The sequence below is a fragment of the Campylobacter sp. IFREMER_LSEM_CL2127 genome, from assembly GCF_025771745.1.
Taxonomy (GTDB): Bacteria; Campylobacterota; Campylobacteria; order Campylobacterales; family Campylobacteraceae; genus Campylobacter_D.
Genome location: NZ_JAKMQV010000001.1, coordinates 155,874 through 182,234 on the forward strand (window position 1 = coordinate 155,874; position 26,361 = coordinate 182,234).

At 29.6% G+C, this 26,361-nt stretch carries 22 protein-coding genes; 11 read left to right on the forward strand and 11 right to left on the reverse strand.

Annotated features, from left to right (window positions below; genetic code table 11):
- Nucleotides 1-37 precede the first annotated feature (37 nt).
- From L8V77_RS00815 to L8V77_RS00835, 5 genes are read left to right on the forward strand one after another with little or no spacing between them, the layout of a single operon-like run.
- A complete protein-coding gene (locus L8V77_RS00815; protein WP_263706241.1) occupies nt 38-778 on the forward strand; it encodes an NAD+ synthase in 741 nt (246 codons plus the stop codon).
- The gene (locus L8V77_RS00820; protein ID WP_263706242.1) at nt 765-1,703 is read left to right on the forward strand and encodes a tetraacyldisaccharide 4'-kinase; all 939 of its coding nucleotides are present in this window, start codon (nt 765-767) and stop codon (nt 1,701-1,703) included. The genes L8V77_RS00815 and L8V77_RS00820 overlap by 14 nt, the downstream gene beginning before the upstream one ends.
- Nucleotides 1,678-3,087, forward strand: coding sequence for a threonine synthase (thrC, locus tag L8V77_RS00825; RefSeq protein WP_263706243.1), 1,410 nt, complete (start codon nt 1,678-1,680; stop codon nt 3,085-3,087). Before L8V77_RS00820 ends, thrC begins: the two co-directional genes overlap by 26 nt.
- Entirely contained in the window at nt 3,084-3,809 is a 726-nt protein-coding gene (gene kdsB, locus L8V77_RS00830; protein ID WP_263706244.1) for a 3-deoxy-manno-octulosonate cytidylyltransferase, read from the forward strand. The genes thrC and kdsB overlap by 4 nt, the downstream gene beginning before the upstream one ends.
- On the forward strand, nt 3,806-4,570 hold the full coding sequence (locus L8V77_RS00835; protein ID WP_263706245.1) for a transporter substrate-binding domain-containing protein: 765 nt from the start codon (nt 3,806-3,808) through the stop codon (nt 4,568-4,570). Before kdsB ends, L8V77_RS00835 begins: the two co-directional genes overlap by 4 nt.
- On the opposite strand, the gene L8V77_RS00840 is transcribed toward L8V77_RS00835, so the two are convergent.
- Nucleotides 4,567-5,283 (reverse strand): amino acid ABC transporter permease, encoded by a 717-nt coding sequence (locus L8V77_RS00840; protein ID WP_318529528.1) that lies wholly within the window; start codon nt 5,281-5,283, stop codon nt 4,567-4,569. The genes L8V77_RS00835 and L8V77_RS00840 overlap by 4 nt on opposite strands.
- Nucleotides 5,284-5,531: 248 nt before the next feature.
- Here L8V77_RS00840 and dsbD point away from each other — a divergent pair, with 248 nt between their 5' ends.
- Together dsbD and L8V77_RS00850 are read left to right on the forward strand one after the other, a co-directional pair.
- A complete protein-coding gene (dsbD, locus tag L8V77_RS00845) occupies nt 5,532-7,223 on the forward strand; it encodes a protein-disulfide reductase DsbD (protein ID WP_263706247.1) in 1,692 nt (563 codons plus the stop codon).
- Nucleotides 7,223-7,876 (forward strand): MOSC domain-containing protein, encoded by a 654-nt coding sequence (locus L8V77_RS00850; RefSeq protein WP_263663220.1) that lies wholly within the window; start codon nt 7,223-7,225, stop codon nt 7,874-7,876. Before dsbD ends, L8V77_RS00850 begins: the two co-directional genes overlap by 1 nt.
- On the opposite strand, the gene L8V77_RS00855 is transcribed toward L8V77_RS00850, so the two are convergent.
- Nucleotides 7,869-9,044, reverse strand: a complete 1,176-nt coding sequence (locus tag L8V77_RS00855) for an NAD(P)/FAD-dependent oxidoreductase (RefSeq protein ID WP_263706249.1) — start codon at nt 9,042-9,044, stop codon at nt 7,869-7,871. The genes L8V77_RS00850 and L8V77_RS00855 overlap by 8 nt on opposite strands.
- Nucleotides 9,045-9,146: 102 nt before the next feature.
- Between L8V77_RS00855 and L8V77_RS00860 the strand changes: the two genes are divergently transcribed.
- Nucleotides 9,147-10,511, forward strand: a complete 1,365-nt coding sequence (locus L8V77_RS00860; protein ID WP_214126899.1) for a sodium-dependent transporter — start codon at nt 9,147-9,149, stop codon at nt 10,509-10,511.
- Here L8V77_RS00860 and L8V77_RS00865 read toward each other — a convergent pair.
- The 5 genes from L8V77_RS00865 to L8V77_RS00885 all read right to left on the reverse strand — a co-directional run bounded on the left by L8V77_RS00865 (nt 10,482) and on the right by L8V77_RS00885 (nt 15,576).
- The gene (locus L8V77_RS00865; RefSeq protein ID WP_263706250.1) at nt 10,482-11,366 is read right to left on the reverse strand and encodes a 1-aminocyclopropane-1-carboxylate deaminase/D-cysteine desulfhydrase; all 885 of its coding nucleotides are present in this window, start codon (nt 11,364-11,366) and stop codon (nt 10,482-10,484) included. The genes L8V77_RS00860 and L8V77_RS00865 overlap by 30 nt on opposite strands.
- On the reverse strand, nt 11,353-12,303 hold the full coding sequence (locus L8V77_RS00870) for an OmpA family protein (protein ID WP_263672026.1): 951 nt from the start codon (nt 12,301-12,303) through the stop codon (nt 11,353-11,355). Before L8V77_RS00870 ends, L8V77_RS00865 begins: the two co-directional genes overlap by 14 nt.
- Nucleotides 12,290-13,621, reverse strand: coding sequence for a MotA/TolQ/ExbB proton channel family protein (locus tag L8V77_RS00875; protein WP_039626332.1), 1,332 nt, complete (start codon nt 13,619-13,621; stop codon nt 12,290-12,292). Before L8V77_RS00875 ends, L8V77_RS00870 begins: the two co-directional genes overlap by 14 nt.
- A gap of 75 nt (nt 13,622-13,696) precedes the next feature.
- Nucleotides 13,697-14,761 carry a class II fructose-bisphosphate aldolase gene (gene fbaA / locus L8V77_RS00880; RefSeq protein WP_263706251.1) on the reverse strand — a complete coding sequence of 355 codons (1,065 nt, stop codon included), beginning with the start codon at nt 14,759-14,761 and terminating at the stop codon, nt 13,697-13,699.
- Nucleotides 14,761-15,576 (reverse strand): peptidylprolyl isomerase, encoded by an 816-nt coding sequence (locus L8V77_RS00885; RefSeq protein WP_263663212.1) that lies wholly within the window; start codon nt 15,574-15,576, stop codon nt 14,761-14,763. The genes fbaA and L8V77_RS00885 overlap by 1 nt, the downstream gene beginning before the upstream one ends.
- Before the next feature lie 79 nt (nt 15,577-15,655).
- Between L8V77_RS00885 and nth the strand changes: the two genes are divergently transcribed.
- Nucleotides 15,656-16,282, forward strand: a complete 627-nt coding sequence (nth, locus tag L8V77_RS00890; RefSeq protein ID WP_039618455.1) for an endonuclease III — start codon at nt 15,656-15,658, stop codon at nt 16,280-16,282.
- A gap of 23 nt (nt 16,283-16,305) precedes the next feature.
- Here nth and gltS read toward each other — a convergent pair whose 3' ends face one another.
- The 4 genes from gltS to L8V77_RS00910 form a co-directional block, all read right to left on the reverse strand.
- Nucleotides 16,306-17,514, reverse strand: coding sequence for a sodium/glutamate symporter (gene gltS / locus L8V77_RS00895; protein ID WP_263663209.1), 1,209 nt, complete (start codon nt 17,512-17,514; stop codon nt 16,306-16,308).
- A gap of 115 nt (nt 17,515-17,629) precedes the next feature.
- On the reverse strand, nt 17,630-18,970 hold the full coding sequence (locus L8V77_RS00900; protein WP_263706252.1) for a TolC family protein: 1,341 nt from the start codon (nt 18,968-18,970) through the stop codon (nt 17,630-17,632).
- 1 nt (nt 18,971) lies between these two features.
- Complete coding sequence (locus tag L8V77_RS00905; RefSeq protein WP_263706254.1) at nt 18,972-20,903, reverse strand: ABC transporter permease; 1,932 nt, start codon at nt 20,901-20,903, stop codon at nt 18,972-18,974.
- The gene (locus L8V77_RS00910; RefSeq protein ID WP_263706255.1) at nt 20,900-22,033 is read right to left on the reverse strand and encodes an efflux RND transporter periplasmic adaptor subunit; all 1,134 of its coding nucleotides are present in this window, start codon (nt 22,031-22,033) and stop codon (nt 20,900-20,902) included. Before L8V77_RS00910 ends, L8V77_RS00905 begins: the two co-directional genes overlap by 4 nt.
- Before the next feature lie 127 nt (nt 22,034-22,160).
- Here L8V77_RS00910 and L8V77_RS00915 point away from each other — a divergent pair, with 127 nt between their 5' ends.
- Nucleotides 22,161-22,769, forward strand: coding sequence for an NAD(P)H-dependent oxidoreductase (locus L8V77_RS00915; RefSeq protein ID WP_214135075.1), 609 nt, complete (start codon nt 22,161-22,163; stop codon nt 22,767-22,769).
- Between the two features lie 69 nt (nt 22,770-22,838).
- Nucleotides 22,839-26,351, forward strand: coding sequence for an acyl-[ACP]--phospholipid O-acyltransferase (locus tag L8V77_RS00920; RefSeq protein ID WP_263706256.1), 3,513 nt, complete (start codon nt 22,839-22,841; stop codon nt 26,349-26,351).
- The last annotated feature ends 10 nt before the right edge of the window (nt 26,352-26,361 follow it).

The window sequence follows — 26,361 nt, forward strand, 5'->3', positions numbered from 1 at the left end:
AATATAATTTTAAAAAATTAATATTTAAAGATTTTTTATGAATTATACAAAATTACAAGAATTATTGATCAATTTTATAAAAGAACAAGCAGGGGATAAAAATCTCATCTTAGGTTTAAGTGGTGGGATAGATTCAGCTTTAGTAGCTCATCTTTGCAAAAAAGCAATAGATGAAAAACTTTTTGTGCTTTTAATGCCTACAAAATATTCTAATAAAGAAAATTTAGATGATGCATTAATGCTTTGTAAAGATTTGCAAATTCATCATAAGATTGTTTATATTGATGAAGTACTTTGTGCTTATGAAAAAATTTGTCAAGACTTAAACCCTTTACGCTTTGGAAATTTAGCTGCAAGAGTGCGTATGAGTTTGCTTTATGATTATTCGGCTCTACACAATGCATTGGTAGTAGGCACTTCTAATAAAAGCGAACTTATGCTTGGTTATGGAACTATTTATGGGGATTTAGCTTGTGCTTTTAACCCTTTGGCTACGCTTTATAAAAGTGAAGTTTTTGAGCTTGCTAAATTTATGGGTGTGCATGAAAATTTCATACAAAAAGCTCCTAGCGCTGATCTTTGGCCAAATCAAAGCGATGAAAAAGATCTTGGCTATAAATATGAAGTTTTAGATGAAGTTTTAAAAGCTTTAGAAAACAATCAAAGTTTGGAAAATTTTGATGAGAATTTAAAAAATTTAGTCTTAGAGCGTGTGCAAAATAATGCCTTTAAAAGAAAACCTCCAACAACATTAAAGAATACATATGACTTGGCTTGATCGCTATTTTTTTAAACCTAATTTTTTGCAAAAAACTCTAGCCTTTTTGCTTTTGCCTTTTAGCTTTTTATATATGATTATAGCGATTTTAAATACTAAATTTAAAAAAGAACTTGATTTTAATTTACCCATTATAAGCATAGGCAATCTAACCCTAGGAGGCAATGGAAAAACTCCCATTTGTAAAGCCATAGCAGCTGAGTTTGAAAATTGTTTTATCATCTTAAGAGGCTATAAAAGACAAAGTAAAGGCTTAATCATCGTTAAGCATAAAGATGAAATTTTGTGCGATATTAAAGAAAGTGGCGATGAAGCTATGGAATATGCACTTACAAAGCACATTAATGGAGTGATAGTAAGCGAAGATAGGGTTAAAGGCATACAAAAAGCTATCGAGCTTGGAGCAAAAATCATACTTTTAGACGATGCTTTTTCTAAATTTCACATTAAAAAACTTAATATTTTATTGCAAAGTAAAGATGAGCCATTTTTTGATTTTACCCTACCTAGTGGGGCTTATCGTTTGCCAAAATCTTTTGCTAAAAGGGCTGATTTTATAGCTAAAGAAAATGAAGACTTTGTGCGTTATTCTCATGTAAAAGAAAATCAAAAAGCAGTTTTAATAAGCTCTATTGCAAAGCCTTTTAGGTTATATGAGCATTTTATCAAAGCTAGGGCTTGTTATTTTTTTGCTGATCACTATACTTTCAAAAAAGAAGAATTAGAAAAACTTTTAAAAAAACACAATTGCGACACCTTAATGCTAACCTTTAAAGACTATGTGAAAGTAAAAGATTTTGGCTTTAAAACAGAACTTATTCATCTTGATATTATTTTAAAAGACAGCTTTAAGCAAGTTTTGCAAGATTATATTTATAAATTTAACAAAAAGGAAGAAAATGTTACTACACTCAACCCAAGATAAAAATCACCAAATAAGCTTTTCAAAGGCCTTGCTTAGCCCTAGTGCACCTAACAATGCTTTATATGCACCACTTAATCTACCAAAGCTTGACAATGAAGCTTTAAAAAATTTAAACTACAAAGAATTAGCCTTAAAAATCATCGCAGCTTTTGATTTTGATTTAGAGCTTGAAGTTTTTGAAAAAGCTTTGAAAACTTATGAGAGTTTTGATGATAAAACCTGCCCTATTCATTTAAGAAAAATTAATGATAAGCTTTATATTAATGAATTATTCCATGGGCCAACAAGAGCTTTTAAGGATATGGCTTTGCAACCTTTTGGCGTGCTTTTAGAACACTTAAAAAAAGATGATGATTTTTTAATCATGTGCGCTACAAGTGGCGATACAGGACCTGCTACGCTAAAAAGCTTTGAAAATAAAAAAGGCATAAAAGTAGTTTGTATTTACCCAAATGAAGGCACAAGTAAAACTCAAGCTTTACAAATGACACATTCAAATGCAAGCAATTTAAAATCCATAGCCATTGAAGGTAATTTTGATGATGCGCAAAATGCTCTAAAAGCACTTTTAAATGATGAGGATTTTAAAAATACCTTAAAAGAAGAAAAGTTAAGTCTAAGTGCTGCAAATTCGGTTAATTTTGGAAGAATACTTTTTCAAATCATCTATCATTACTATGCTAGTTTAAAAATTGACAAAACAATAGATATCATCATTCCAAGTGGAAATTTTGGCGATGCCTTGGGAGCTTATTATGCTAAAAAAATGGGAGCAAATATAGGTAAAATTAAAATTGCTTCCAATTCAAACAATATTTTAAGTGAGTTTTTTAATATAGGCAAATATGATTTAAGAAATAAAAGCTTGCAAAAGACTATTTCTCCTGCTATGGATATACTCATATCATCAAATATAGAACGCTTGCTTTTTGATAAATTCAAAGATGAACGTACCAAAGAGTTAATGCAAGCTTTAAGGAATGAAAAATATTATGAGCTTAGCCAAAAAGAGCTAGAGCTTTTGCAAGAAGACTTTGAAGCTGATTTTTGCAATGATGATGAGTGTATGCAATATATCAAACAATACAGCCACCTAGGACTTTTAGACCCTCACACTTGCACTTGCTTTAAAATGCTTGATTCTAACACTACTACGCTTATTACTTCCACAGCACAATGGAGTAAATTTACCCCAAGTATGTATCAAGCAATTTACAATAAAGAATGCCAAGATGAACAAGCTTGCATGCAAGAACTTGCAAAAGAATTTAAACAAGAAATTCATCCAAATATTGCAAGCTTATTTACAAGCACACAAAAGCAAAATCAAGTTTGCAAACTCAAAAATCTAAAACAAACTATTATAGAATGGATAAAACAATGATAATCATACCCGCAAGATTAAAATCAAGTCGTTTTGAAAATAAAATTTTATGCAAGATTGATAATTTACCTATGTTTATTTATACAGCTAAAAAAATGCAAGAAGTTGATGAAGTGTGCGTGGCACTTGATGATGAAGAGGTTTTAAAAATAGCACAAAAACACAATATAAAAGCAGTTTTAACAAGTAAAAATCACGAAAGTGGCACTGATAGGATCAACGAAGCTTGTCAAATTTTAAAACTAAATGACAACGAGCTAATCATCAATGTCCAAGCCGATGAGCCTTTTATAGAAACACAAAATATTAAAGATTTTAAAGAATTTAGCCAAAAAGCTTTTGAAGATGAGCTTTGTTTTATGAGTAGTTGTTATAAAGAAGTAGATGCAAAAGCTTGTGATGATCCTAATTTGGTTAAAGTAGTTACTGATAGCAATGATTATGCTTTATATTTTTCAAGATCTAAAATTCCTTATGAAAGGGCAAATTATAAACAAAATTTTAAAGCCCACCTTGGAATTTATGCATATAGGGTTAAAAATTTACAAGAATTTTGTACTTTGAAAAACTCGGCTTTGGAAGAATGTGAAAAATTAGAACAATTAAGAGCCTTAGAAAATGGCAAAAAAATCAAAATGTTAAAAATACAAAGTCAAAGCATAGGTATAGATACAAAAGAAGATTATGAGAGAGCTTTGGCTAAATTTGGAGTTAAAAAATGAAAAAAATACTTTTTTTACTAAGCTTGTTTTTTACACTTCATGCAAAAGAATTAATCGTAGGTATGGAATTAGCCTACCCTCCTTTTGAAATGAGTGATACTAAAGGTAATCCAAGTGGTATTAGTGTAGAGTTTTTACAAGCCTTTGCTAAGGAAAAAAACTATGATTTAAAAATTCAAAACATAGCTTGGGATGGACTTATACCTGCTTTAAGGACTCAAAAAATAGATCTCATCATGTCTTCTATGAGTATAAGCGAGCAAAGAAAAAAAGTAATAGATTTTACCTTGCCTTATGCTAAGGCAAATTTAGCGATATTAAGCGCTAAAAAATCAAATATTAATTCCATAGAAGATTTAAATCAAAAAGGAAAAATCCTTGCCTTAAAAAGAGGTTCAAGTGCGCATTTATATGCTCAAAAAAATCTTAAAAATGCAAAAATCCTAGTATTTGATAAAGAAAATGCAGCTATTTTAGAAGTTATTCAAGCAAAAGCTGATGCTTTTATTTATGATCAAATGAGCATTTATAAAGCATGGAAAAAACATCCTGAGCAAACAAAAGCTATTTTTACTCCTTTTGAAAAAACACCTGAGCAATGGGCTATAGCTTTAAATAAAAATAATACCAAATTAAAAGAAGAACTCAATGAGTTTATTTTAAAATCTAAAGAAAATGGTCTTTTTGATAAGCTAAGTCAAAAATACCTCAAAGATATGCAAGAAATTTTCAAAGAACAAAAGCTTGAGTTTTTCTTTTAAGAAAAACTCTTTTCAAGCTTTCTTGAAAACATAGAAATAGGTAAAGTTAAAACCAAATAACAAAGTGCTAAAGGAATGTAAATTTCTAAAGTTGAAAAAGTAAAAGCATTGATTTCCTGAGCATTTTGAGTTAATTCTGAAATAGCTATAACGCTTAAAAGAGAGCTATCTTTAATTAAATTACTAAGCTGTCCGCTTAGTGGTGCTAAGATATTTTTTAAAGCTTGAGGAAAAATCACGCTTTTATAAATTTCAAACTCACTCAAACCCAAAGCTTTGGCACTTTCATATTGCATTTTATCAACACTTAAAATCCCTGCTCTAAATATCTCACAAATATAAGCACTAGCAAATAAAGCTAAAATCAAAACTCCACAAACATAACGATTATCAAGCCCTAAATTATCCGCAAAAATATAATAAATCAATAAAATTTGCACTAGCAAAGGTGTGCCTCTAATAAGCTCTATAAAAACTCTTGCAATCATATTAAAAAGCACGATTTTACAAAGACTCATATAACACAAAATCAAAGCAAAAATCACACCTACAATCAAAGACAAAACACTAATAAAAAAACTCGTAAAAAAACCCTGTATCATTTTGTCTTTATATTCATAAATTGCCCCAAAATCAAAATTATAACTAGCGCTTAAAAAAGATAAATAAAAAAATAAAAACAATAAAAAAACCAACAAAAAAACATTAACCATATATGCTTTTAAAGTAATTTTTTTATACTCGTTAAATTTATTGTGTACTAAAAAAATACTATTCAAAAATTTCCTTTATTATGATTTCAAATATAGCAAATAGCAACTAAATTTCACTAAATATTAAGATTGTTAAAAATTGGAATTTTAGTTTATAACAAACTCCTTAATTTAGGATAATTATTAACTTAAATTTACCACAAATAAGTAAAATAAAACAAATTTAACTTCTAGTTTCAAGGAGAAAAATGCGTTTTTTAGCGGTATTTTTTATTTTTTTAAATTTAGCTTTTGCTAATAATGGAGTATTATCACTCAATGAAGCTTTTAAACTCAATACCCACAGCAACAATCAAGGAATTTTTTTAAAAATCAATCTTGCAGACAGAATTTATCTTTACAAAGATCAAATCAAAGTAGAATTAGATTCAAATGACATTACTTCTTTATTAAATTTCCCACAAACTCAAACTAGAGAAAACAAAGAAGTAATCTTTAACCAACTTGAACTTTTTATACCTCAATTATTATTAGATGATTTTGTTAAAAATAACAAAGCAAAACTTTCCTTAGCTTATCAGGGTTGCTCAGAAGAAGGTTTATGCTATCGTCCTGTATATGTAAATTATGAACTTAATAAACAAAATGGATTTTATACTATAAAATCCGCTAAAGATCAATTTAAAAAGCAAAATGAAGATGAGCAAATTGCTAATGATTTAAGCACACAAAATATATTTATCACGCTTTTAACTTTTTTTGGTTATGGCTTGTTATTAGCACTTACTCCTTGTATTTTACCAATGATACCTATTCTTTCTTCATTAATCGCAATGAAGCTCAAAGATAAACCATCTAAAAAATATAGCTTTTATTTATCTTTTATCTATGTTTTTTTTATGTCTTTAGCTTATGCTATAGCAGGTGCTTTAGTAGGTCTTGCAGGAGCTAATGTACAAGGTTTATTGCAACAATCTTGGATTATCATTACTTTTGCTGGCATTTTTGTATTGCTCTCACTTTCCATGTTTGGCCTTTATGAATTACAACTACCACTTAAATTTCAAAATTTTATTAATAAAAAAATAGAAGGCAAAAACGGGATTTTTGGTATAGCTATCATGGGCTTTTTATCAGCTCTTATTGTAGGACCTTGCGTAGCTGCACCTTTAGCAGGGGCTTTGCTTTACATTACTAATAGTGGCGATGTATTTTTAGGAGGACTTTCTTTATTTGTGATGAGTTTTGGTATGGGCATGCCTTTACTTTTAATAGGACTTGGAGGAAGTTTTTTAAAAAGCGGAGCTTGGATGCTTAAGATAAAGATTTTCTTTGGTTTTATCATGCTCATCATGGCAGTTTGGATGCTAGAAAGAATACTTAGTGTAAATATCATTTTAATGCTTTATGGGATTATAGGGGTATTTTTTGCTAGCTTTATGGGGCTATTTGATGAAGCAAAAACTAATTTTGATAAATTTAAAAAAGCAAGTATGATTTTAATTTTAGCTTATAGTTTAAGTCTAATTTTAGGCGGCTCAATGGGTTCAAAAAGCTTGCTAAAACCTCTTGAGTTTAACCTTGCTTCAAAAGAAAATAGCTCTAGTTTAAGTTTTAAAACCATTAAAAACTTAAAAGAACTTAAGCAAGAATTACAAAATTCTACCAAACCCATTATGCTTGAATTTACAGCTACTTGGTGTGAAAACTGCAAACTTTTAGAAGAATATACTTTTACAGATACGAAAGTACAAAATTTGCTTGCTAATTACACACTTTTAAAAGCAGATGTAACACATAATAACCAAGAAGATTTAGCTCTTATGAAAGAATTTGGAGTTTTTGGACCTCCTGTGATGATATTTTTTAACAAAGGCGAGGAAAAAGGACGTATTATAGGCTATGTAGATGCAAATGATTTTTTAAGTAAAGTTCCTTGATGAGTTCTATTAAATCTTTGCAAATTGGCAAAATCAAAAACTATAATAAATTTCACTCAGCATTTATCAAGGATATTTATTTAAATTCTTTGCAAATTTATACAGATTATATTCTTGATAATGAAATAGCTGATAAAATTCATCATGGTAATTTAGAAAAAGTTGTTTTTGCAAATAGTGTGCAAAACTATACTTTATGGAATAATTATTTAAATAAATACTTAAATTTTGGAGAAATGGGAGAGAATTTAAGTATTGATGGTTTAAACGAATATAATGTTTGTTGTGGAGATATACATGAGATAGGTACTTGTATTTTGCAAGTAAGTCAACCGCGCAAGCCTTGTTTTAAAATTTCTAGCATACACAATCATTTAAATTTCACTCAAGAAATTTTCAAAAGTGGAAGAACTGGATGGTATTATAGAGTCTTAAAAGAAGGCATAATAAACAAAAATGACAAAATCAAAATCTTACAAAAAGATGAAACTAATTTAAGCATTATGGAGTTAAATCAATTATTTTTTAATCCTTTTAAAAATTCAAATTCTTTAGAAAAATTAGAAAAAATTTCCACCCTAGCAAAAGGATGGAAAGAGAGTATTCAGGCTAGATTAAATCACACTTATGATGATTCTTATATGTTTATTTAAAAAATCCTTTTATCCCTATAAGCTGATATTGCCATAGTTTTTCTATAAAAATTTTAAGTTTTATTGCCAAAAGACCACTAATTGGCTTATGCAAAACTGTGCCAACTGCATAATCATTTCCGATTGAACAAACGGTATTCCCACTTATAAAAGAAAATTCTTGCTTAAATTCTTTCTCATCAATCATAGCCATTAAAGCTTTGGCTACATAAGCTCCTTCTCTTAATGCAAGCTGGGCTGTTGGAGGATAAGGAGTGTTGGTTTTAGGATTTTTAAATAAACTATTATCACCTATAAAAAAGTATTTTGATGGATTTTCAACATTTAAAGGATGCATGAAAGCATCTACTTCTATACGCGATCTTACACTTGGAAAATCAGAGCTATTTTCTATAACGCTATTACCCCTAACCCCTGCAGTCCAAATGATAGTATTAGCTTTAACAAATTCTCCCCCATCAAGTCTTATACCATTTTTTTCACATTCTATGATTTTAGATTTTTCATATACTTTTACACCAAGCGCTTCTAGTCTTTGTTTTGCTTTTAAAGCCAAACTTTTATCAAACATAGGTAAAATTTGATCCATAGCCTCAATAATAGAAAGTTCTAATTTCTCATAAGCAATTTGCTCTTTTTGGCAAAATATTTTAAGCTCTTTAGCTAAAGAAGCTATAAATTCAACCCCGCTTAAACCCCCACCACAAACTGTGATTTTTAAATCATCTTCATTTTGAGTGGTTTTATAATTTTTTATTTTCTCATATATTATTTCATTAATTTTTAAAGCATTTTCATAATTATCTATACTCAAAGCATATTCTTGCATACCTTTAATACCAAAAGTTTCTTTAGCAAAACCAAGCCCACATACTAAAATATCAAAGTCAAATTCATTATTTTTAGTAAAAACTTTGTCTTTAGAAATTTTTAAAACTTCATCTTGGATAAAGTTAATTTTTGGATTTAACAAAGGCAAAAGATCATATTTTGAACTATAAATATCTTCATTGGAAGCTACTTTGTGTAGTAAAATAGTATGATAATGATAAGAATTGTTATTAATTAAACTCACTTGTGCTTTTTCAAAAAACTCATCAGGTAAGGCTTTTATAGCCGATAAAGTAGCATATCCTGCACCTAAAAACAAAATTTTCTTTTTTTGCATGGATTTTCCTTTAATTTGATAAAAAAATAAATAAAAATTTGGCATAATGGTATTATTTTTTATCTTAAAACATTTTTTATTTAAATTTAGCAAGGAAAAAGTATGCAAAGACAAACTTGGAGCAATACGCTAACTTATATCCTTACAGTAGCAGGAGCGACTATTGGTTTTGGAGCCACTTGGCGTTTTCCATACTTAGTAGGTGAAAATGGAGGCGGTGCTTATGTTTTAGCCTTTTGTATAGCTATGATTTTTATAGGAATTCCTGTGATTTTGGTTGAAAATGTTATAGGAAGACGCAGAATGCTAAATTCAGTCGATGCTTTTGGCGGAAAAACAAGTGATGGAGTTAAAATATCTAATTCTTGGCAAGGTGTTGGCTACATGGGACTTTTAGGTAGTTTTGGAATCATGGCTTATTATATGGTAATAGGTGGATGGGTTTTAGCTTATATTTTTAAAATCATCATAGGCGATTTTAATCTTTCAAGTCCCATTAATGCTCAATATACAAGCGAATTTTATAGCTCTACTATAGAAAATAATCCTTTATTAATAGGAATTTTTACTACTATATTTGTGATAATTAACTGGATTATCTTAAAAAAAGGTGTGATTGATGGCATAGAAAAGTCAGTAAAATACCTTATGCCATTTTTATTTATCTGTCTTTTGGTTGTTGTTGCACGTAATTTAACTCTTGAAGGAGCAAGTGAGGGTGTGAAATTTTACCTTACTCCTGATCTTTCCAAAATCACTCCTAAATTGTTTATAGATGTTTTAGGGCAAGTATTTTTTGCCCTATCTTTGGGTTTTGGTGTAATGATAACCTTATCATCTCACCTTAAGAAAAATGAGAATTTAATCAAAACTTCTGTTTATACAGGAATTTTAAATACCCTCATAGCAGTACTTGCTGGTTTTATGATTTTTCCTGCTTTATTTAGTGTAGGTTTAACCCCTGATAGTGGGCCATCTTTAGTTTTTAAAACCTTACCTGTTGCATTTTCACATATACCTTTTGGAAGTATAATTTGTGTGTTTTTCTTTTTACTTTTAATCATCGCTGCACTTACTACAAGCTTGCCAATTTATCAAGTAATCATCAGTGTTTTGGAAGAAAAATTTAAACTAGCTAAAAATACTGCTATCAATCTAACACTTGGAAGTATTTTTGTCTTAGGAAATTTACCATGCATACTTACTTATGGTCCTTTAAGAGATATTACCATCATCAAAGGAAAAAATATTTTTGATAGCTTTGATTTTATTAGTGGAAATATATTCTTTGTTTTAACCGCATTTTTTTGTTGTATTTATGTAGGTTGGGTACTTAAAAAAGATGCTATTTATGAACTTTCTAATCAAAATACTCTAAAAGGAAGTATTTTTAAACTATGGTATTACTATGTTAAGTTTATCATACCTTTGATTATCTTAGTGATTTTTTATTTTGGAATTTTTTAATTTATACTCATAACGCTTTAACATGCTTATATTTCCTTCAAGGCCTCCTTGATGGATATATAAGATTTTTCCACCAAATTGCTCTTTATGAGCTAATAAAGTTTTAAAACCCACCATATCATAAAGCAAATCAAACTCCACTCTACATTCTTTTTTTAGATCTTGATAAAGATCATAAAATTCCAAATAAGGCTTAGCAAAATGATATTTTTTAGGTGGATTTAGTATGGTTAAATTATCAAAATCATAATTTGCTTCTAAGCTTAAAATTTGCTCTTTTAAATACGCACTATCGCCTACGCAAGCACATGTAAAAACTTTAAATTTACTATGTTTAGCCAAAAAAGCCGCAGAAGTTCCTGTACCTGAGGGTAAAAAAATACTTACATTTTCATTCAACTGTTCACTAAGCTCTAAGGCTAGTTGTTGGTATCCAAATTCAGCTTCTTTTATAGCCACACCCTCTTCTATAAAAATATCATCATCTTTTTTTAAGGCTAAAGCTTGTAATCTTCTTGTAGGATAATTTGTATTTTCTATCAACTCAACATTGTATTTTAATGCAAATTCTAAATTTCCATGGGGATTTTCTTTTAAAAAAGAACTCATTTTTTCACAAACAAAAATAAGTGAAAAATCATTTTCGTAACAAAACTTAGCTAAAGCAACTAAAGCATTACTTTGAGAAGAACCAAAAGAAATAAACCTTTGTCCTTTTTTAAATAAATGTTTGTTTTTTTCAAATAAGGCTAGTTTTCTAGCCTTATTTCCATTGATGTAACCTAATAAATCATCTCTTTTGAGTAAAAATTCAAAATTTTTGTATTTTAAAATATCAATTCTACTTGCTATCAAGGTATTTTTCAACCTTTTCTAAAGCATTATTTGTATTGATATTAAACTTAATCTCTATTCTACGGCTTGCTTCTTTATCTTCTTTACCATCTTTCATAATCACATCAGAATAAGACCTACCACTTGCCATTAAAAGTTTTTGCAATCTTGGATCTTTGTAAAATGAGTGTATAAAACTCATCACAGCATAAGCTCTTTTTTGTGATAAATCAAGATTATATATATAAGAACCTGCACTATCTGTATGACCTTCTATGACTATATTTTCTATGCTATTTAAGATATTTTCATCTTTTAAAATATTGTCAAAATACTGCGTTAAAATCGCTTTTAAATTTTCTTTTGCATGTGCTTTTAGAGTAAAAGAATTTGTATCAAAAAGCACTTCAGAAGGTAAAACTATCGCCCCTGTATTAGAATCTAAGGTAATGTTAGTATCAAATTTTGCTTGAAGATTTTTAATGGTATTTTCTTTGATTAAACCTAGTTCTTTGATTTTACTTTTTGCCTCATCAAAATTACGCTCTAATTCTTTGATTTCTTCATCTTTTTTGTTTAATCTCTCAAGTAAAGCAAAAATTTGTTGATCTTTTTCATCTAAACTTGAATTTAAATCTTGATTGAGTTTAGTAATGTTAGCCTCTAAAGCCTGTTTTTGCTTATTAACATCATCAAGCGTGCTTGAAGTATTATTTAATTTTTGACTAAGATTTTTTAAAATATCTTCTTTTTGGTTTAATTCTTCTTTGTTCTCTCTTAAGCGCTCTTCTTGTTTTTGCAGATTTTCTTTTATGATTTGCAAATCACTTTGAGTTAAAACATACTTAACAACTATAGCTCCAATAAGCAAAATAAATATAAAAAGCAAGCCCGCCATTAAATCTGCATAAGCTATCCAAAAATTATTTTCTTCATTGTTAGAATTATTTTTTATCATCTATTTTTTCATCTTCTTTTTGATTTTCAAGCTTTGCAATAACTTGTGTAGTTTGCTCATCTAATTCTTTGCTTTCTTCTTTAAATTCTTGCATTAGTGAAATTTTTTCATCGATATTTTTTTCATCTTCATAAGCTTCTTTAAAAGTGTGCATACCTTCTATAATACTTGCCCTAAAGCCCTCGAAAAGTTTAGTTTGATTATCTAGCATAAGATTTTGATATTTTTCAATATTATTTGAAAAATTATTCACCTTTTCATCTAAAGCACTCACGCTTTTATCTAAATGCACAATCTTATCAGAACTCACATCCAAAAGTCTGTTGTATTGCTCTGAAATTCTTAAAGTTAAATCTTTTATGTTTGAATTTAGCATATTTACCGCATTTGCAATCTCGCTGTAAGTTTTAACTATATCTTTTTGCTCTCTTTGGGTTTTAGACAAATCACTCATAGTTTGTTTTACATGCTCACTGCTTAATCTTACAGCTTTTTCCTCAGCATTTACAAGCTCTTGAAAAACTTTGAATTTTCTATCTATTGTATTATCTAATTCTTTAAAAAATTCCTCATTACTTACATGCTCAAAAATCGTGCCTATTTTTTCAAAATGTTGCAAACTTTCTTGAAGATACTTTCTATCAATTTCTTCTTTAGACCAGAAAAAATCGCTTGTTGCATTTTTTTGACGATTAAGAAGTTTTTGGAATTTACTGCTGCCGTATTTTTCAAAAAATATCCACCAAAGTGCTAAGAAAATTCCATAAATTGATACATAAAAGGCTGTTCCTACTCCATTTAATAAAACTGAAATTTCTTGTTCTAAACCTGCTGTGTCGCTTGAATTAAAATTTGGCATAGACATTGCTATACTTATAAAAGTCCCCAAAATACCGAGCATAGGAAAAATAGCTGCACCTACAGAAGCAAAATTTTCATTTCTCAAATCTTTCACATAAGCATAAGCAAAATCATCAAAACTAGCGTTTGACTTTGTTTCTTTACCTATAACTAAAAAATGCTTCATAATATAGCGTTTTAATATAAGCTTAAATTCATCTTTTTGTTGCTCAAAAATACTTGAAGCATAATCAGCACTATGTCTAGCAAAGATCAAAGCTACCAAAAAGATAATCCCTATCATTACAACACTATGTAATTCTACTTTAAAATCAATCTTTCCAAAATATCCTAAAAGCACTAAAATATACAATATAGCAGGGATAAAAATAATCTTTAAATAAGCAACAATTCCGGTACTACCTTTTCCCTCAGGCAATACAAGATCAGAAAAATCATCAGTTGTTTTAACTTCCATTTTATAAACCTTTGTTAATTTTGCTCTAAAAATTTGAAATCTTCACAGGAAAATCAACTAAGAGTTATAAAACTCTTAGTTTCTATCGATACAATTTAAATCGCTAAAAGCACACTCTAAGCGTTTGATCATGCTCTCTTCACCCGCTCTAAGCCATACTCTTGGATCATAGTATTTTTTATTTGGCTTATCATCTCCATCTGGATTGCCAATTTGTCCTTGCAAATAAGCTTTATTTTTAAGTTCATACTCTCTAACACCATCCCAAAAAGCCCATTGAGTATCTGTATCAATATTCATCTTAATCACACCATAGCTAAGTGCTGCTTTGATATCTTCTATATCACTACCACTGCCACCATGGAAAACAAAATTGATTGGTTTTTCTTCACCAAGATTGAATTTTTCTTTTACATAATTTTGAGAGTTTTTAAGAATTTCAGGTCTTAAAATCACATTTCCTGGTTTATATACTCCATGTACATTACCAAAGCTAGCTGCGATTGAAAATCTATCACTAATTTTAGAAAGTCTCTCATAAGCTAGTGCTACATCCTCAGGCTGGGTGTATAATTTTGCATTATCGATATTAGTATTATCCACCCCATCTTCTTCACCACCCGTACATCCTAGCTCAAGCTCTAAAGAAATTCCAAGTTCAGACATTTGTTTTAGATAATTTTCACAAGTGCTTAGATTACTTTCTAAATCCTCTTCACTTAAATCAATCATATGAGAGCTAAACAAAGGCTTGCCTGTTTCTTTTTTAAACTCAATATTTGCTTCAATCAAAGCATCGATCCAAGGAAGTAATTTTCTAGCAGCATGATCTGTGTGTAAAATCACCGGAACTCCATAAGCTTTTGCCATTAAATGTACATGTCTTGCACCACTTATAGCGCCAAGCACATCAGCTTTTGGGCAAGCTTTCCCTGCTACAAATTTGGCTCCTCCATTTGAAAACTGAATAATCACAGGTGAATTAACTTTTTTAGCACTTTCTAAAACCGCATTAATAGAATTTGTCCCCACGACATTTACCGCAGGGATAGCAAATCCTTCTTTTTTTGCATGATTATATACGATATTTAGATCATCACCACTTAAAACACCCGGCTTAACAAGATCTAATACGCCCATTATTTGTATTCCACTTTTGCTTTTTGAAGAAGTTCTTGAGCTTTTTTATTCATAAGTTCTTTAAATTCTTCCATTTTGATATTGCTTTCAATACCTGCTTTTACTTCATTATAGCTCATAGTACTTTTTGCTCTAGCATCTTCTTTTAAGATAACATGATATCCAAAATCACTCTTTACAGGTGTTTTAGAAATAGTACCTTTTTTCATAGAAAATGCTGCATCAGCAAATGGTTTTACCATAGTTGATTCAGCAAACCAACCAAGATCACCACCTTGAGCTGAAGAACCTTTGTCGATTGATTTTTCTTTTGCAAGTTGAGCAAATTTATCATTTAAAGCTTTTCCACTTAGCTTACTAAGCTCGGCAATAATATCCTTAGCTTCTTTTTCGCTAGTTACCAAAATATGCTTAGCTTTCACTTGAGCTGGTTTAGTGAATTTATCTTTATTTGCCTCATAGAATTTTTTAGCTTTAGCATCATTATTTTTAATTGAATCAAAAATTTTCTTTTGGTAGATATTTACCAAAATAGCTTCTTTAGCACGCTCTAATTCTTCTTTATATGAAGGATCATTTTCTATTTTTTGAGCTTTAGCATCTTTTAATACAAGTTGTTGAACGATATATTGATCAATAATTGCTTTTTTTTGTTCAGCTGGCAAATCAGTGATTTTAGCACCTCTTAACATAGGAGCAAAAAATTCATTCACTTCTGTATCGCTGATATTGTTTCCATCAAGGGTTGCAACCACCGCAGCATTTAAACTTAAACCTGTTAGCAAAGCCGCAGCAACTAAAGAAATTTTTTTCATTGTTTTTCCTTTTGAAATAGTTTTGTTGATTTTATTATATCTAAACTTTATTTAAAGCCGATTAACATACAATAAGTTTATGAAAAGAAATTTAGAAATTAAAAAATTATTTTTAGAGCATTTTGGACAAGCAAAAACAGAATTAGTTTTTAGTAATGCTTATGAACTTATAGTTTGTGTTATGCTTTCAGCTCAATGTACTGATAAAAGGGTTAATCTCATCACACCGGCTTTATTTGAAGCTTATCCTAGCGTACAAGATTTAGCTAAGGCAAACTTATCATCTTTGAAGCTTTTGATTAATTCTTGCTCATTTTATAATAATAAAGCACAAAATTTAATCAAAATGGCTCAAGCAGTTTGCGAGCAATTTAATGGTGAAATTCCTATGAATGAGCAAGATTTAAAAACTCTAGCAGGAGTAGGACAAAAAACTGCACATGTAGTAATGATAGAATGGTGCGGAGCTAATTGCATGGCTGTAGATACTCATGTATTTAGAGTTTCACACAGACTTAATCTTAGCAAAGCCAAAACCCCTGAAGAAACTGAAAAAGATTTAACTAAAATTTTTAAAGATAATCTAAACTATCTTCATCAAGCTATGGTGCTTTTTGGACGTTATACATGTAAAGCCAAAAATCCCTTATGTAAAGAGTGTTTTTTAAATCATTTATGTAAGAGCAAAGATAAAAAGTTAATCTAGCACTAAATTAGTGCTAGATGATTTTAATGAAAGAATGGTAGATATAAGAAAGCATTAATCACTAAAGCATTTACTATATCTATGAAAAATGCACCTACTAAAGGCACAATAATAAATGCCATATGGCTCATACCATAGTGATTTGTTACAGTTTGCATATTTACCATAGCTGTTGGAGTAGCACCTAAACCAAAACCACAATGTCCTGCTGCTAAAACTGCTGCATCATAGTCTTTTCCACATATTCTAAAGGTTACAAATATAGCAAAAGCAGCCATCATAGCAACTTGTACTACTAAAATTACTAGCATCGGTAGTGCAAGGGTTACTAGATCCCAAAGATTAATAGTCATTAACGCTAAAGCTAAGAATAATGACAAGCTTACATTACCTAAAACTGATACTTCTCTATCAAATACATGGTGAATTTTTGTAGCTGATAAAACATTTCTTAGAACAACACCCACAAAAAGACAATACACAAAAGTTGGTAAAGTAAAACCTGTATTTGCTTTGATATAAGTAGATAAAGCATTACCTATTAATAAACATAAAGCAATCAATGCTAAAGACTCTATAAAAGAAGATGGAGTGATCAATCTTTCTTTTTCTGGAGATTGGAAATTTAAAATCGCATCTTTATCATCATTTTGTTTTGGAACTACTAATTTGTGTTTATTAACCAAATATCTCGCAACAGGCCCACCTATGATACCACCTGAAATAAGTCCAAAAGTCGCACAAGCAATAGCAACAGTAGTTGCACTAGAATACAAATAAGGTTCTTTAATAAATTCAGCCGCCCAAGCTGCACCTGTACCATGACCACCACTCATTGTAACAGAACCTGCTATAAGCCCCATAAGCGGATTTTGTCCCATGGCGGTTGCTACACCTATACCAACTATATTTTGCGCAAATAGTAAAGCTACAACTACAACTAAAAAAACTGCTAATTTTCTACCACCTTTTTTTAATGAAGCAAAATCAGCTAACAAACCAATACTTGAAAAGAATGCAAGCATTAACGGATCTTTCATAGATTCATCAAATTTAATGTCTAGCGAAAAAGAACTATGTAAGATTAAAAGAATAATCGCAGCTATTCCACCACCAACAACTGGCTCAGGGATATTATAATCACGAAGAAATTTTACCCTTTTAATGACAAAAACGCCCAAAAGCAATACTATAACCATAGTAACTAGCGTTGCATAAAAATCAAATTTCATACCTCTCCTTTGTTTGATTTACTTATCAATTGTAATCTAAATGACTTTAAAAACAACGCAAATAAACACTACTCTTTACTAAGATATTACAAAATGAAACATTTTTAAGTCTATTTTACTCTGAAATCAATACTATATTATGATACAAATTAATATTTTTAAGCAAAGACAGTTTCGCTCTACTAAGCTCTTGAAGTGAATTAATAAGCAAAGCATCTGCATCAAGATAATCTTTTAGCTCATTACGCCCTAATTCATATTTTTCAAAATATAATTGTGTAATTTTTGCTTGATTGGCATTGATATCTTTTACTAAATTTAACAAATCATTGTAGTATTTATCGTTTTCATAACAAAGTTTAAACTCATGAATAGCTCTTTGTAATACATCTTTATACTCATATAAGCGTGCTTGGTATGCAAATTCAGAAATTTTTACATTTTGTCTTACTCTATAAAAGTCCAAAAATGGTAAGTCAATAACAACATTACCTCCTAAGATTAAAAATTTAAAACTCTCTTCAATATTCTTATCACTCCCATCTAAATTTCCCAATATTTTTATACTAGGCAAAATACTTTTTTGCACACTTGCATAATCCTTATAAGAAGCCATAAGTTGATTTAGTTTTGCTTGAACTTGTGGTCTATAAGCAAGCATTTTTAACTCTATATCAAAATTAATTTTTTGCAAAGAAAAATCTTCAAGAGTATAATTTAGCATTTTATTAATCAAAAATCCATCATCTTTACCTAACAAATCTTTTATATTTTTAAGTGTTAAGTCTTTATTTTGCAAATTTGTAATGATGTTTTGTTTAGTGTTTAATAAAGACTTTTTGATATTTAAAAGATCAATATATTCAACCTTACCATAATTAAATTTAGTAGTATAAATTTCTAGCATTTGCTCAAGATTTTTTAAATGATTGTTGAGCAAGTGATCTACATCATTAAAATAAATCAATTCAAAAATGCTATTAATCGCTAAATTAATCGTATCAAGTTCTAAAGAGCGTAACTCATATTCGCTTGCTTTTGCTAAAAATTCAGAACTAGCAACTTGATCTGAAATTTTTCCATATATATCAAGCTCATAATTTAACATAATGCCATTTGAGAAACTATGCATTTCTGCGCCATTGTTTAAATTTTTTCTTATATTTGCACCTAAATTTCCACTCAAAATAGGATAAAGATCTAAATTTAAAAGCTTATATCTAGCTAAAGTGCTTAAAAAATTAACTCTTGCTACATTTAGATCTTTGTTATTGTCAATAATAGCTTTTAAGATATTATTTAAATCTTGATTATTATATTTTTCCCACCAAGCCTTGCTTGCATTAAAATCTTCAAAATATTCTTTTTTTATTTGATCTTGGGATACTTGTTCTAATTTTACTCCTACACAAGCATTTAAAAAAAAGGCTATAAAAAATAATAAAAATATTCTCATCTCATTCCTTTGATAAAGCACTAATAGGATTTAAATTTGCTGCATTTTTTGCCGGAAAAAATCCAAAAACCACTCCGATTAAAACCGAACTTAAAAGCCCTAAAAATACTGAATTTAATGAAAGTATCATCGTAAAACCAAAATTTAAAGAATTAAATACTTCAATGATAATAAAAGAAAGCATTACTCCAAAAATAGCTCCTAAAGAACAAATCAACACAGCTTCAATTAAAAACTGCATCAAAATATCTTCTTTTCTAGCTCCAATAGCCATTCTAACTCCAATTTCCCTTGTACGCTCACTTACTGAAACAAGCATGATATTCATCACACCAATACCACCTACTATCAAAGATACCACCGCAATAGAAGAAATAAGTAAAGTCAAAGTAGCAGTATTTTCCTCAATAGCATTTTTAATCGCGTCAGAATTTATAGTGAAAAAATCTTTTTTTCCGCGTTTAATCTCTAAAATTTTTACCATAGCCTCTTCAGCTAAAGCAGGATTTACCTCATCTTTTACCTTGGTTACTATGGCTCTTATTTGCTTATCTCCTGTGATTTTATTCATCAAAGTAGAATAAGGAGTGTAAATTTTAATGGTATTTTCATCAGCTCTAAAGCCTTTATTATCTCTTTCTTTTTTTAAAACACCAACTATAGTTAAAGGCTGTTTGTTAAAAATCACACTTTTACCTAAAACATCTTTAGCACTGATATTATCAAATAAAATTCTCAAAGCATTTTCATCTATAATACAAATATTAGTATTATCTTTTATATCTTCATTATTAATAAACCTACCATCTACCATTACAAAACCTCTAAGTCTTAGATGATTTGGCCCTACTCCATAAATTCTAGCTTGTAAAGAATTATTCTTATAAGTTACTACCCCTATTTTACCCACATCTGCTTCTACTGCTTCTAAATAAGGCAAAGAACTTAAGGTTTTTAAATCACTTAAATTTAGCCTTGTTTTACCTGATCGAATATCTCCCAAGCCTCGTCCTGAAACAACTTCTATAGTATTAGTCCCAATAGAACTAATAGAAGCAAGTATGTTTTGTTGGGCTCCAAGTCCTAAAGCAACCACGCAAACTACTGAAGCTATGCCTATGATAATACCAAGCATAGTAAGCAAAGAACGTAGCTTGTGTGCTACAATGGAAGCTACAGACATTTTCAAGCTTTCAAAAAGCTGATTTTTAAGCAAATTAAAGCTTTTTTTCTCTTTTGGCATTAACTTAGCTTTTATTTCGTCTGCTTTTTTTGCACCATTATCACTTATAATCTTACCATCTTTAATTTCTATAACTCTTTTTGCTCTAGCAGCTATTTCTCTATCATGAGTGACTAAAACTACAGTGTGTCCTTGCTCGTTTAGTTTATTTAAAATTTCTAAAACTATCTTACCGCTTTTAGAATCAAGCGCACCCGTTGGCTCATCTGCTAAAATAAGCTCACCACCATTCATCAAAGCTCTTGCTATAGAAACTCTTTGCTGTTGCCCACCACTTAGTTCATTTGGCTTTGATAATTCTTTATGATCAAGCTCTAAAAAAGAAAGTAATTCTTTAGCCTTTTGCGATCTTTCTTGTTTGTTTTTTCCTGCATAAACAGCAGGTAAGGCTACATTATCTTTAGCATTTAAAAGACTAAGCAAATTATATCTTTGGAAAATAAAACCTATTTTTTCACGTCTAATCCTTGCTTTTTCATCCTTGTTTAAATTTGTAACTTCATATGCATCTAAAAAATATTTTCCACTACTTGGTTCATCAAGTGTGCCTATAATATTTAAAAGAGAGGTTTTTCCACTACCTGATTGCCCTATAATAGCTACAAATTCCCCTTTTTGAATATAAAGATTAATATTTTCTAAAATAGTTGTGTTATTAATCTTTTTTTGTATATTTTCTAAGCGTATCATTTTTTATTTTTACCTATGATAACTAAATCACCCTCATTAATACCATCTAAAATTTGAGTATTTAAACTATCTTTAATACCTAATTTAACAGGTGTTTTTACACTTATATTATTGGCTTTTAAAATTTCTACATAATAACCACTTGCATCACTTTTTATAGCCAAAGTTGGTATAACTAAAGTATTATTTTCTGTTTTAATAGCAATTTCATTTTCTGTACTCATACCTATGCGTAAAAAATTATTATCATTTTTTACAAAAACCCTTGCATAATAATACACAGCACTAGCGCTAGTACTTGAGTTTGAGTTTAAATTTGTATTACTTGTTGCATCGCTTATAGTAGTATTTGCTGGATCTATACTTGAAATAGTTGCTTCATATTTTTTATCAGGCTCATTTAAAATGCTAAATTTAACCTTTTTTCCCACACTAATTTTATTAATATCAGCTTCAGCTATTTGCATACGAATTTCCATTTCACTTAAATCAGCCAAACGCACTATGCTTGGTGTATTTTGGTTTGCATTTACAGTTTGCCCTTCTTCAACTGCTACATTAATAATCTCACCCTTACTAGGTGCAGTTATGGTAGTATAAGCTAAATCTTTTTGAGCATTTTTTAAAGAAATTTCAAGTTGAGTAGTTTGAGCTTTTAAATCAGCCACATTTGCTCTTAAGGCATAAAAAGTATTTTTAAGATTTTCAAGATTTTCTAAAGAGGTAGCCTTTTTAGCATAAAGCTTTTGTTCTCTTTGGTATTGTTTAGTAGCTATATCAAGAGCGATTTTCTTACTTTCTAAATTTGCCTTTGCACTTTCAAGCTGAGCTTTGGTAATATCTAAATCATTTTGTTGCTTATCTTTATCAATTTGTGCGATTAAATCACCCTCATTAACATGATCACCTAATTTTACATAAAGTTTAGTAATTTGCCCACTAACTTGTGCACCAACATCAACTTGGGTTTTTGCATAAACTTCACCAATTGCTTCTATACTTTGAGTGATGTCTTGTTTTTTAACCTCATAAGTTAGATAATTATATTCTTCCTTATTTGCAAAAAAGAAAAAATACACCCCTATAATGAGTAAAATCAAAAATATGCTTAAATAAATTATTTTTTTCATTTTAATCCTTTAAAAATCATATAATAAAACATTTGTATGAAGTAAAAATAAAATTGTAACAATAAAATATAATTTTAACAATTTTAAAGCTTATAAGATATAAGATAAACCAAAAAAAGGAAAAATAATGCAAGATTATTTAAATTTAATGCAAAATCGCTCTTCTATTAGAGCTTACACCCAAGAAAAAATTTCTAAAGAGAATTTAGAATATATCTTAGAATGTGCTAGATTATCTCCTAGCTCCTTAGGACTTGAACCTTGGAAATTCTTAGTTTTTCAAAAAGATGAACATAAAAAAGAAATTGCCAAAATAGCTAATAATCAAAGCCATGTAGCAAATTGCGCTGCTATTATAGTTGTAATTTCAAGGGCTGATTTTAAAGATTATTTTGAAGAAAAACTAAAAAAAAGAGGTTTAAACCAAGAAGAATTAAACAAACGCTTGCAAACTTATAAGCCGTTTTTAGATGCAATGAATTTAGAACAAAGTTTTATTTATGCTAAAGAACAAAGCTATCTTGCTATTGCAAATATTATCAATGCTGCTTATAGTTTAAATTTAGGCTCATGTATTATCGGTGGCTTTGATAAAGATAAAATCAATCAATATTTAAATTTAGACACCACTAAACAAAGAGTTTCTATGCTCATTACTTTAGGACATACCCAAGAAAATACTAGCGTAGAAAAAGCTCGTTTTGCATTTGATGAAGTGGTAGAATTTAAAGATTAATCAAATATCAAAACTCCATTTAAATTTTATATAATAAAATAATATTTTTAAAATAAAATGGAGTTTTAAATGCAAGGAAATTTCTTAAAGATTTTTGGCGTATTGCCATTTTTAGCAGTAGCTTTTATTAACGCTTTTGTGGATTTAGGACACAAGATCATCATACAAAATACCATTTATAAATTTTATGAAGATAGCACTCAGCTTTTTCTAACTGCTATTGTTAATGCTTTGATGCTTTTACCTTTTATCCTTATGCTTTCACCTTCTGGATTTTTAGCAGATAAATTTCCTAAAAATAAAATCATGAAAATATCTGCATTATTTTCAGTAATATTAACTTGTATTATTTGTTTGTGTTATTATCTTGGAGCATTTTGGCTTGCTTTTGTAATGACTTTTATCATGGGAGTACAATCTGCCTTATACTCTCCTGCAAAATATGGTTTTATAAAAGAATTAGTAGGAAAAGAGCTTTTAGCTATGGGAAATGGAGCTGTAAACGCAGTAAGTATTGTGGCTATTTTAGCGGGTATGGCAGTATTTTCTCTAAGCTTTGAAATGCTTTTTGATCCAAATTTTAACACTCCTTCAGATATTTTAATACAAATTGCACCTTTGGGTTTTGTATTAATAGCTTTTGCTTTATTAGAACTTTTTTTAGCTTATAAACTTCCTTGTTTAAAAGAAGAAGATAAAAGTTTAAGTTTTGACAAAAAACAATATTTCCAAGGAAAACTTTTAGCCTCTAATTTAAAAACAATATTTTCTCATAAAATCATTTGGCTTTGCATTGTAGGAATTTCACTTTTTTGGGCCATATCACAACTTTACTTAGTGAGTTTTCCTGTATATGCAAAAAATGATCTTTTCATAGAAAATACCTTTTATGTACAATGCTCTTTAGCTTTTTCTGGCATAGGAGTGATTATAGGATCGCTTATTAGTGGTAAATTCTCTAAAAATTACATCGAATTAGGTCTTATACCACTAGGTGCCTTAGGAATTTTTCTAATGAGTATTTTAATGCCGTTTTTAGAAAACTTACTAAGTTATAGTGTAGTGTTTTTTATTTTTGGTTTAAGCGGGGCATTTTTTATCATACCTTTAAATTCTCTCATACAATTTCATGCAAAAGAAAATGAACTAGGAAAAGTCTTAGCAGGAAATAATTTCATACAAAATATTTTTATGTTAGGCTTTTTAGCACTAGCTACTTTTGCTGCTTATGCTGAATTTGAAGTGATAAATTTGTTTTATTTTATCATCGCTGTGGCATTTTTTGGAAGCATTTATGTGTTAAGTAAATTGCCTTTTTCTTTAGTGCGTTTATTAATAAGTATAGCGTTTTTTCAACGCTATCGTTTATTAGTAGAAGGTTTTGAAAATATTCCTGAAAAAGGTGGAGCATTATTACTTGGTAATCATATATCTTTTATAGATTGGGCTATTGTGCAAATGGCTATACCAAGAAAAATTTATTTTGTTATGGAAAAAAGCATTTATTCTAAGTGGTATATTAGAATTTTTCTTGATAAATTTGGAGTTATTCCTGTTTCAAGCGCTTCTAGCAAATCAAGCTTAGAGCTTATTGCTATGCATATTAAAAATGGAAATTTAGTTTGCCTTTTCCCAGAAGGAGTGCTTTCACGCCATGGACAGCTTAATGAATTTAAAGGTGGATTTGAGTTAGTTTGCTCAAAATTAGAAGAACAAGATGGAGTGATTTTACCTTTTTATATTAGAGGACTTTGGGGAAGTGCTTTTTCAAGAAGTGATGAAGAATTTTCAGCAAGAAACCGCAAAATAAGCAAAAGAAAAATCGCTATTGCTTTTGGAAAAAGCTTGCCAATACACACTAAAAAAGAAGTGGTTAAAACAAAAGTTTTTGAACTTTCTTTTATTGCTTGGAAATCTCAATGTGAAAGTATGCATACTATAGCCAGAGCTTGGATAGATAGCGCTAAAAGAAATTTAAGTCAAATAGCTATTGTTGATCCTTTAATAGGTGGTATTACCTATAGAAAAATGCTTGCTTTAAGTTTAGTTTTTAGCTCTTTCATAAAAAATATATCGCATGAGCTAAATATACAACCTACCCAAGGAAGCTATGCTCCAAAAGAAGAATGTGTGGGAATTTTACTCCCTGCTTCTATGGCTAGTTCTCTTTGCAATCTAGCTGTATTGCTTGCAAATAAAATCGTAGTAAATTTAAACTTCACAGCAGGTGTAAAAGCAATTAATCAAGCCATTCAAAGCTCTCAAATTCAACAAATTTATACTTCTAGAAAATTTATGGAAAAATTAGAAAATAAAGGTATAAAACTAGAATTTGAAGAGCATGTTAGAATCATTTTTATGGAAGATATTATCGCAAGCTTTAAAAAACAAAAACTCAAAATCTTTTCTATGCTTGCTTTAGTAAGTATCTTACCTACTTGTTTAATAAAAGCATTATTTGCACCTAATAAACAAAACCTTGCCATAGCTGCTATATTATTTAGTAGTGGTAGCGAGGGAACACCAAAAGGAGTAATGCTAAATAATCGTAATATTTTAAGCAATATAGCTCAAATTTCAGATGTATTATGTGCAAAAAATGAAGATGTTGTCTTATCTTCTTTGCCACCTTTTCATGCTTTTGGATTAACTGTAACTACTTTTATGCCTTTATTAGAAGGGATTAAAAGCATAACACATGCTGATCCAACAGATGCGCTAGGTGTAGCAAAAGCTATAGTAAAAAATAATGTTAGTATTATGTGTGCTACTTCAACTTTTCTAGGTATTTATGCAAGAAATAAAAAACTTGATGCGATTATGTTTGAAAGCTTAAGGATTATCGTTTCAGGTGCTGAAAAACTCAAAAGCGAAGTAAGAACTGCCTTTGAAATGAAATTTAAAAAACCTATTTTTGAAGGCTATGGAGCCACTGAAACCACTCCAGTTGCAAGTGTAAATTTACCAAATAAATTTGATCCTGACTATTGGATTTTACACCGTGCAAATAAAGAAGGTAGTGTAGGTATGCCTTTACCAGGAAGCGCTATACGCATAGTAGATCCATCTACTTATGAAAGTTTAAATCATGGAGAAGATGGGTTAATACTCATTGGTGGCCATCAGGTTATGGTGGGTTATTTAAACAATAAAGAAAAAACCGATGAAGTTATCAAAGAAATCGATGGTATACGCTGGTATAATACCGGCGATAAAGGTCATGTAGATGAGGATGGCTTTTTATATATAGTAGATCGTTATTCTCGTTTTGCAAAAATTGGTGGCGAGATGATATCTTTAGGAGCTTTAGAAGAAGAAATTGCTAAATTTATCAATACAGATATAGTAAAATTTTGCGCAGTTGCGCTAGATGATGATAAAAAAGGTGAAATGGTATGCTTATTAGTAGAATGCCAAGAGCAAGATTTTGAAGGAATTTGTGAAGCGATTAAAAACTCTACTATGCCTGCTATTTTTAAACCAAGTAGATATTTTAAAGTAGAACAAATTCCACTTTTAGGTTCTGGCAAAGTGGATTTAAAAGGTGCTAAAGATTTAGCTAAAATCTTGCAAACTCATTAAAATAAGCCTT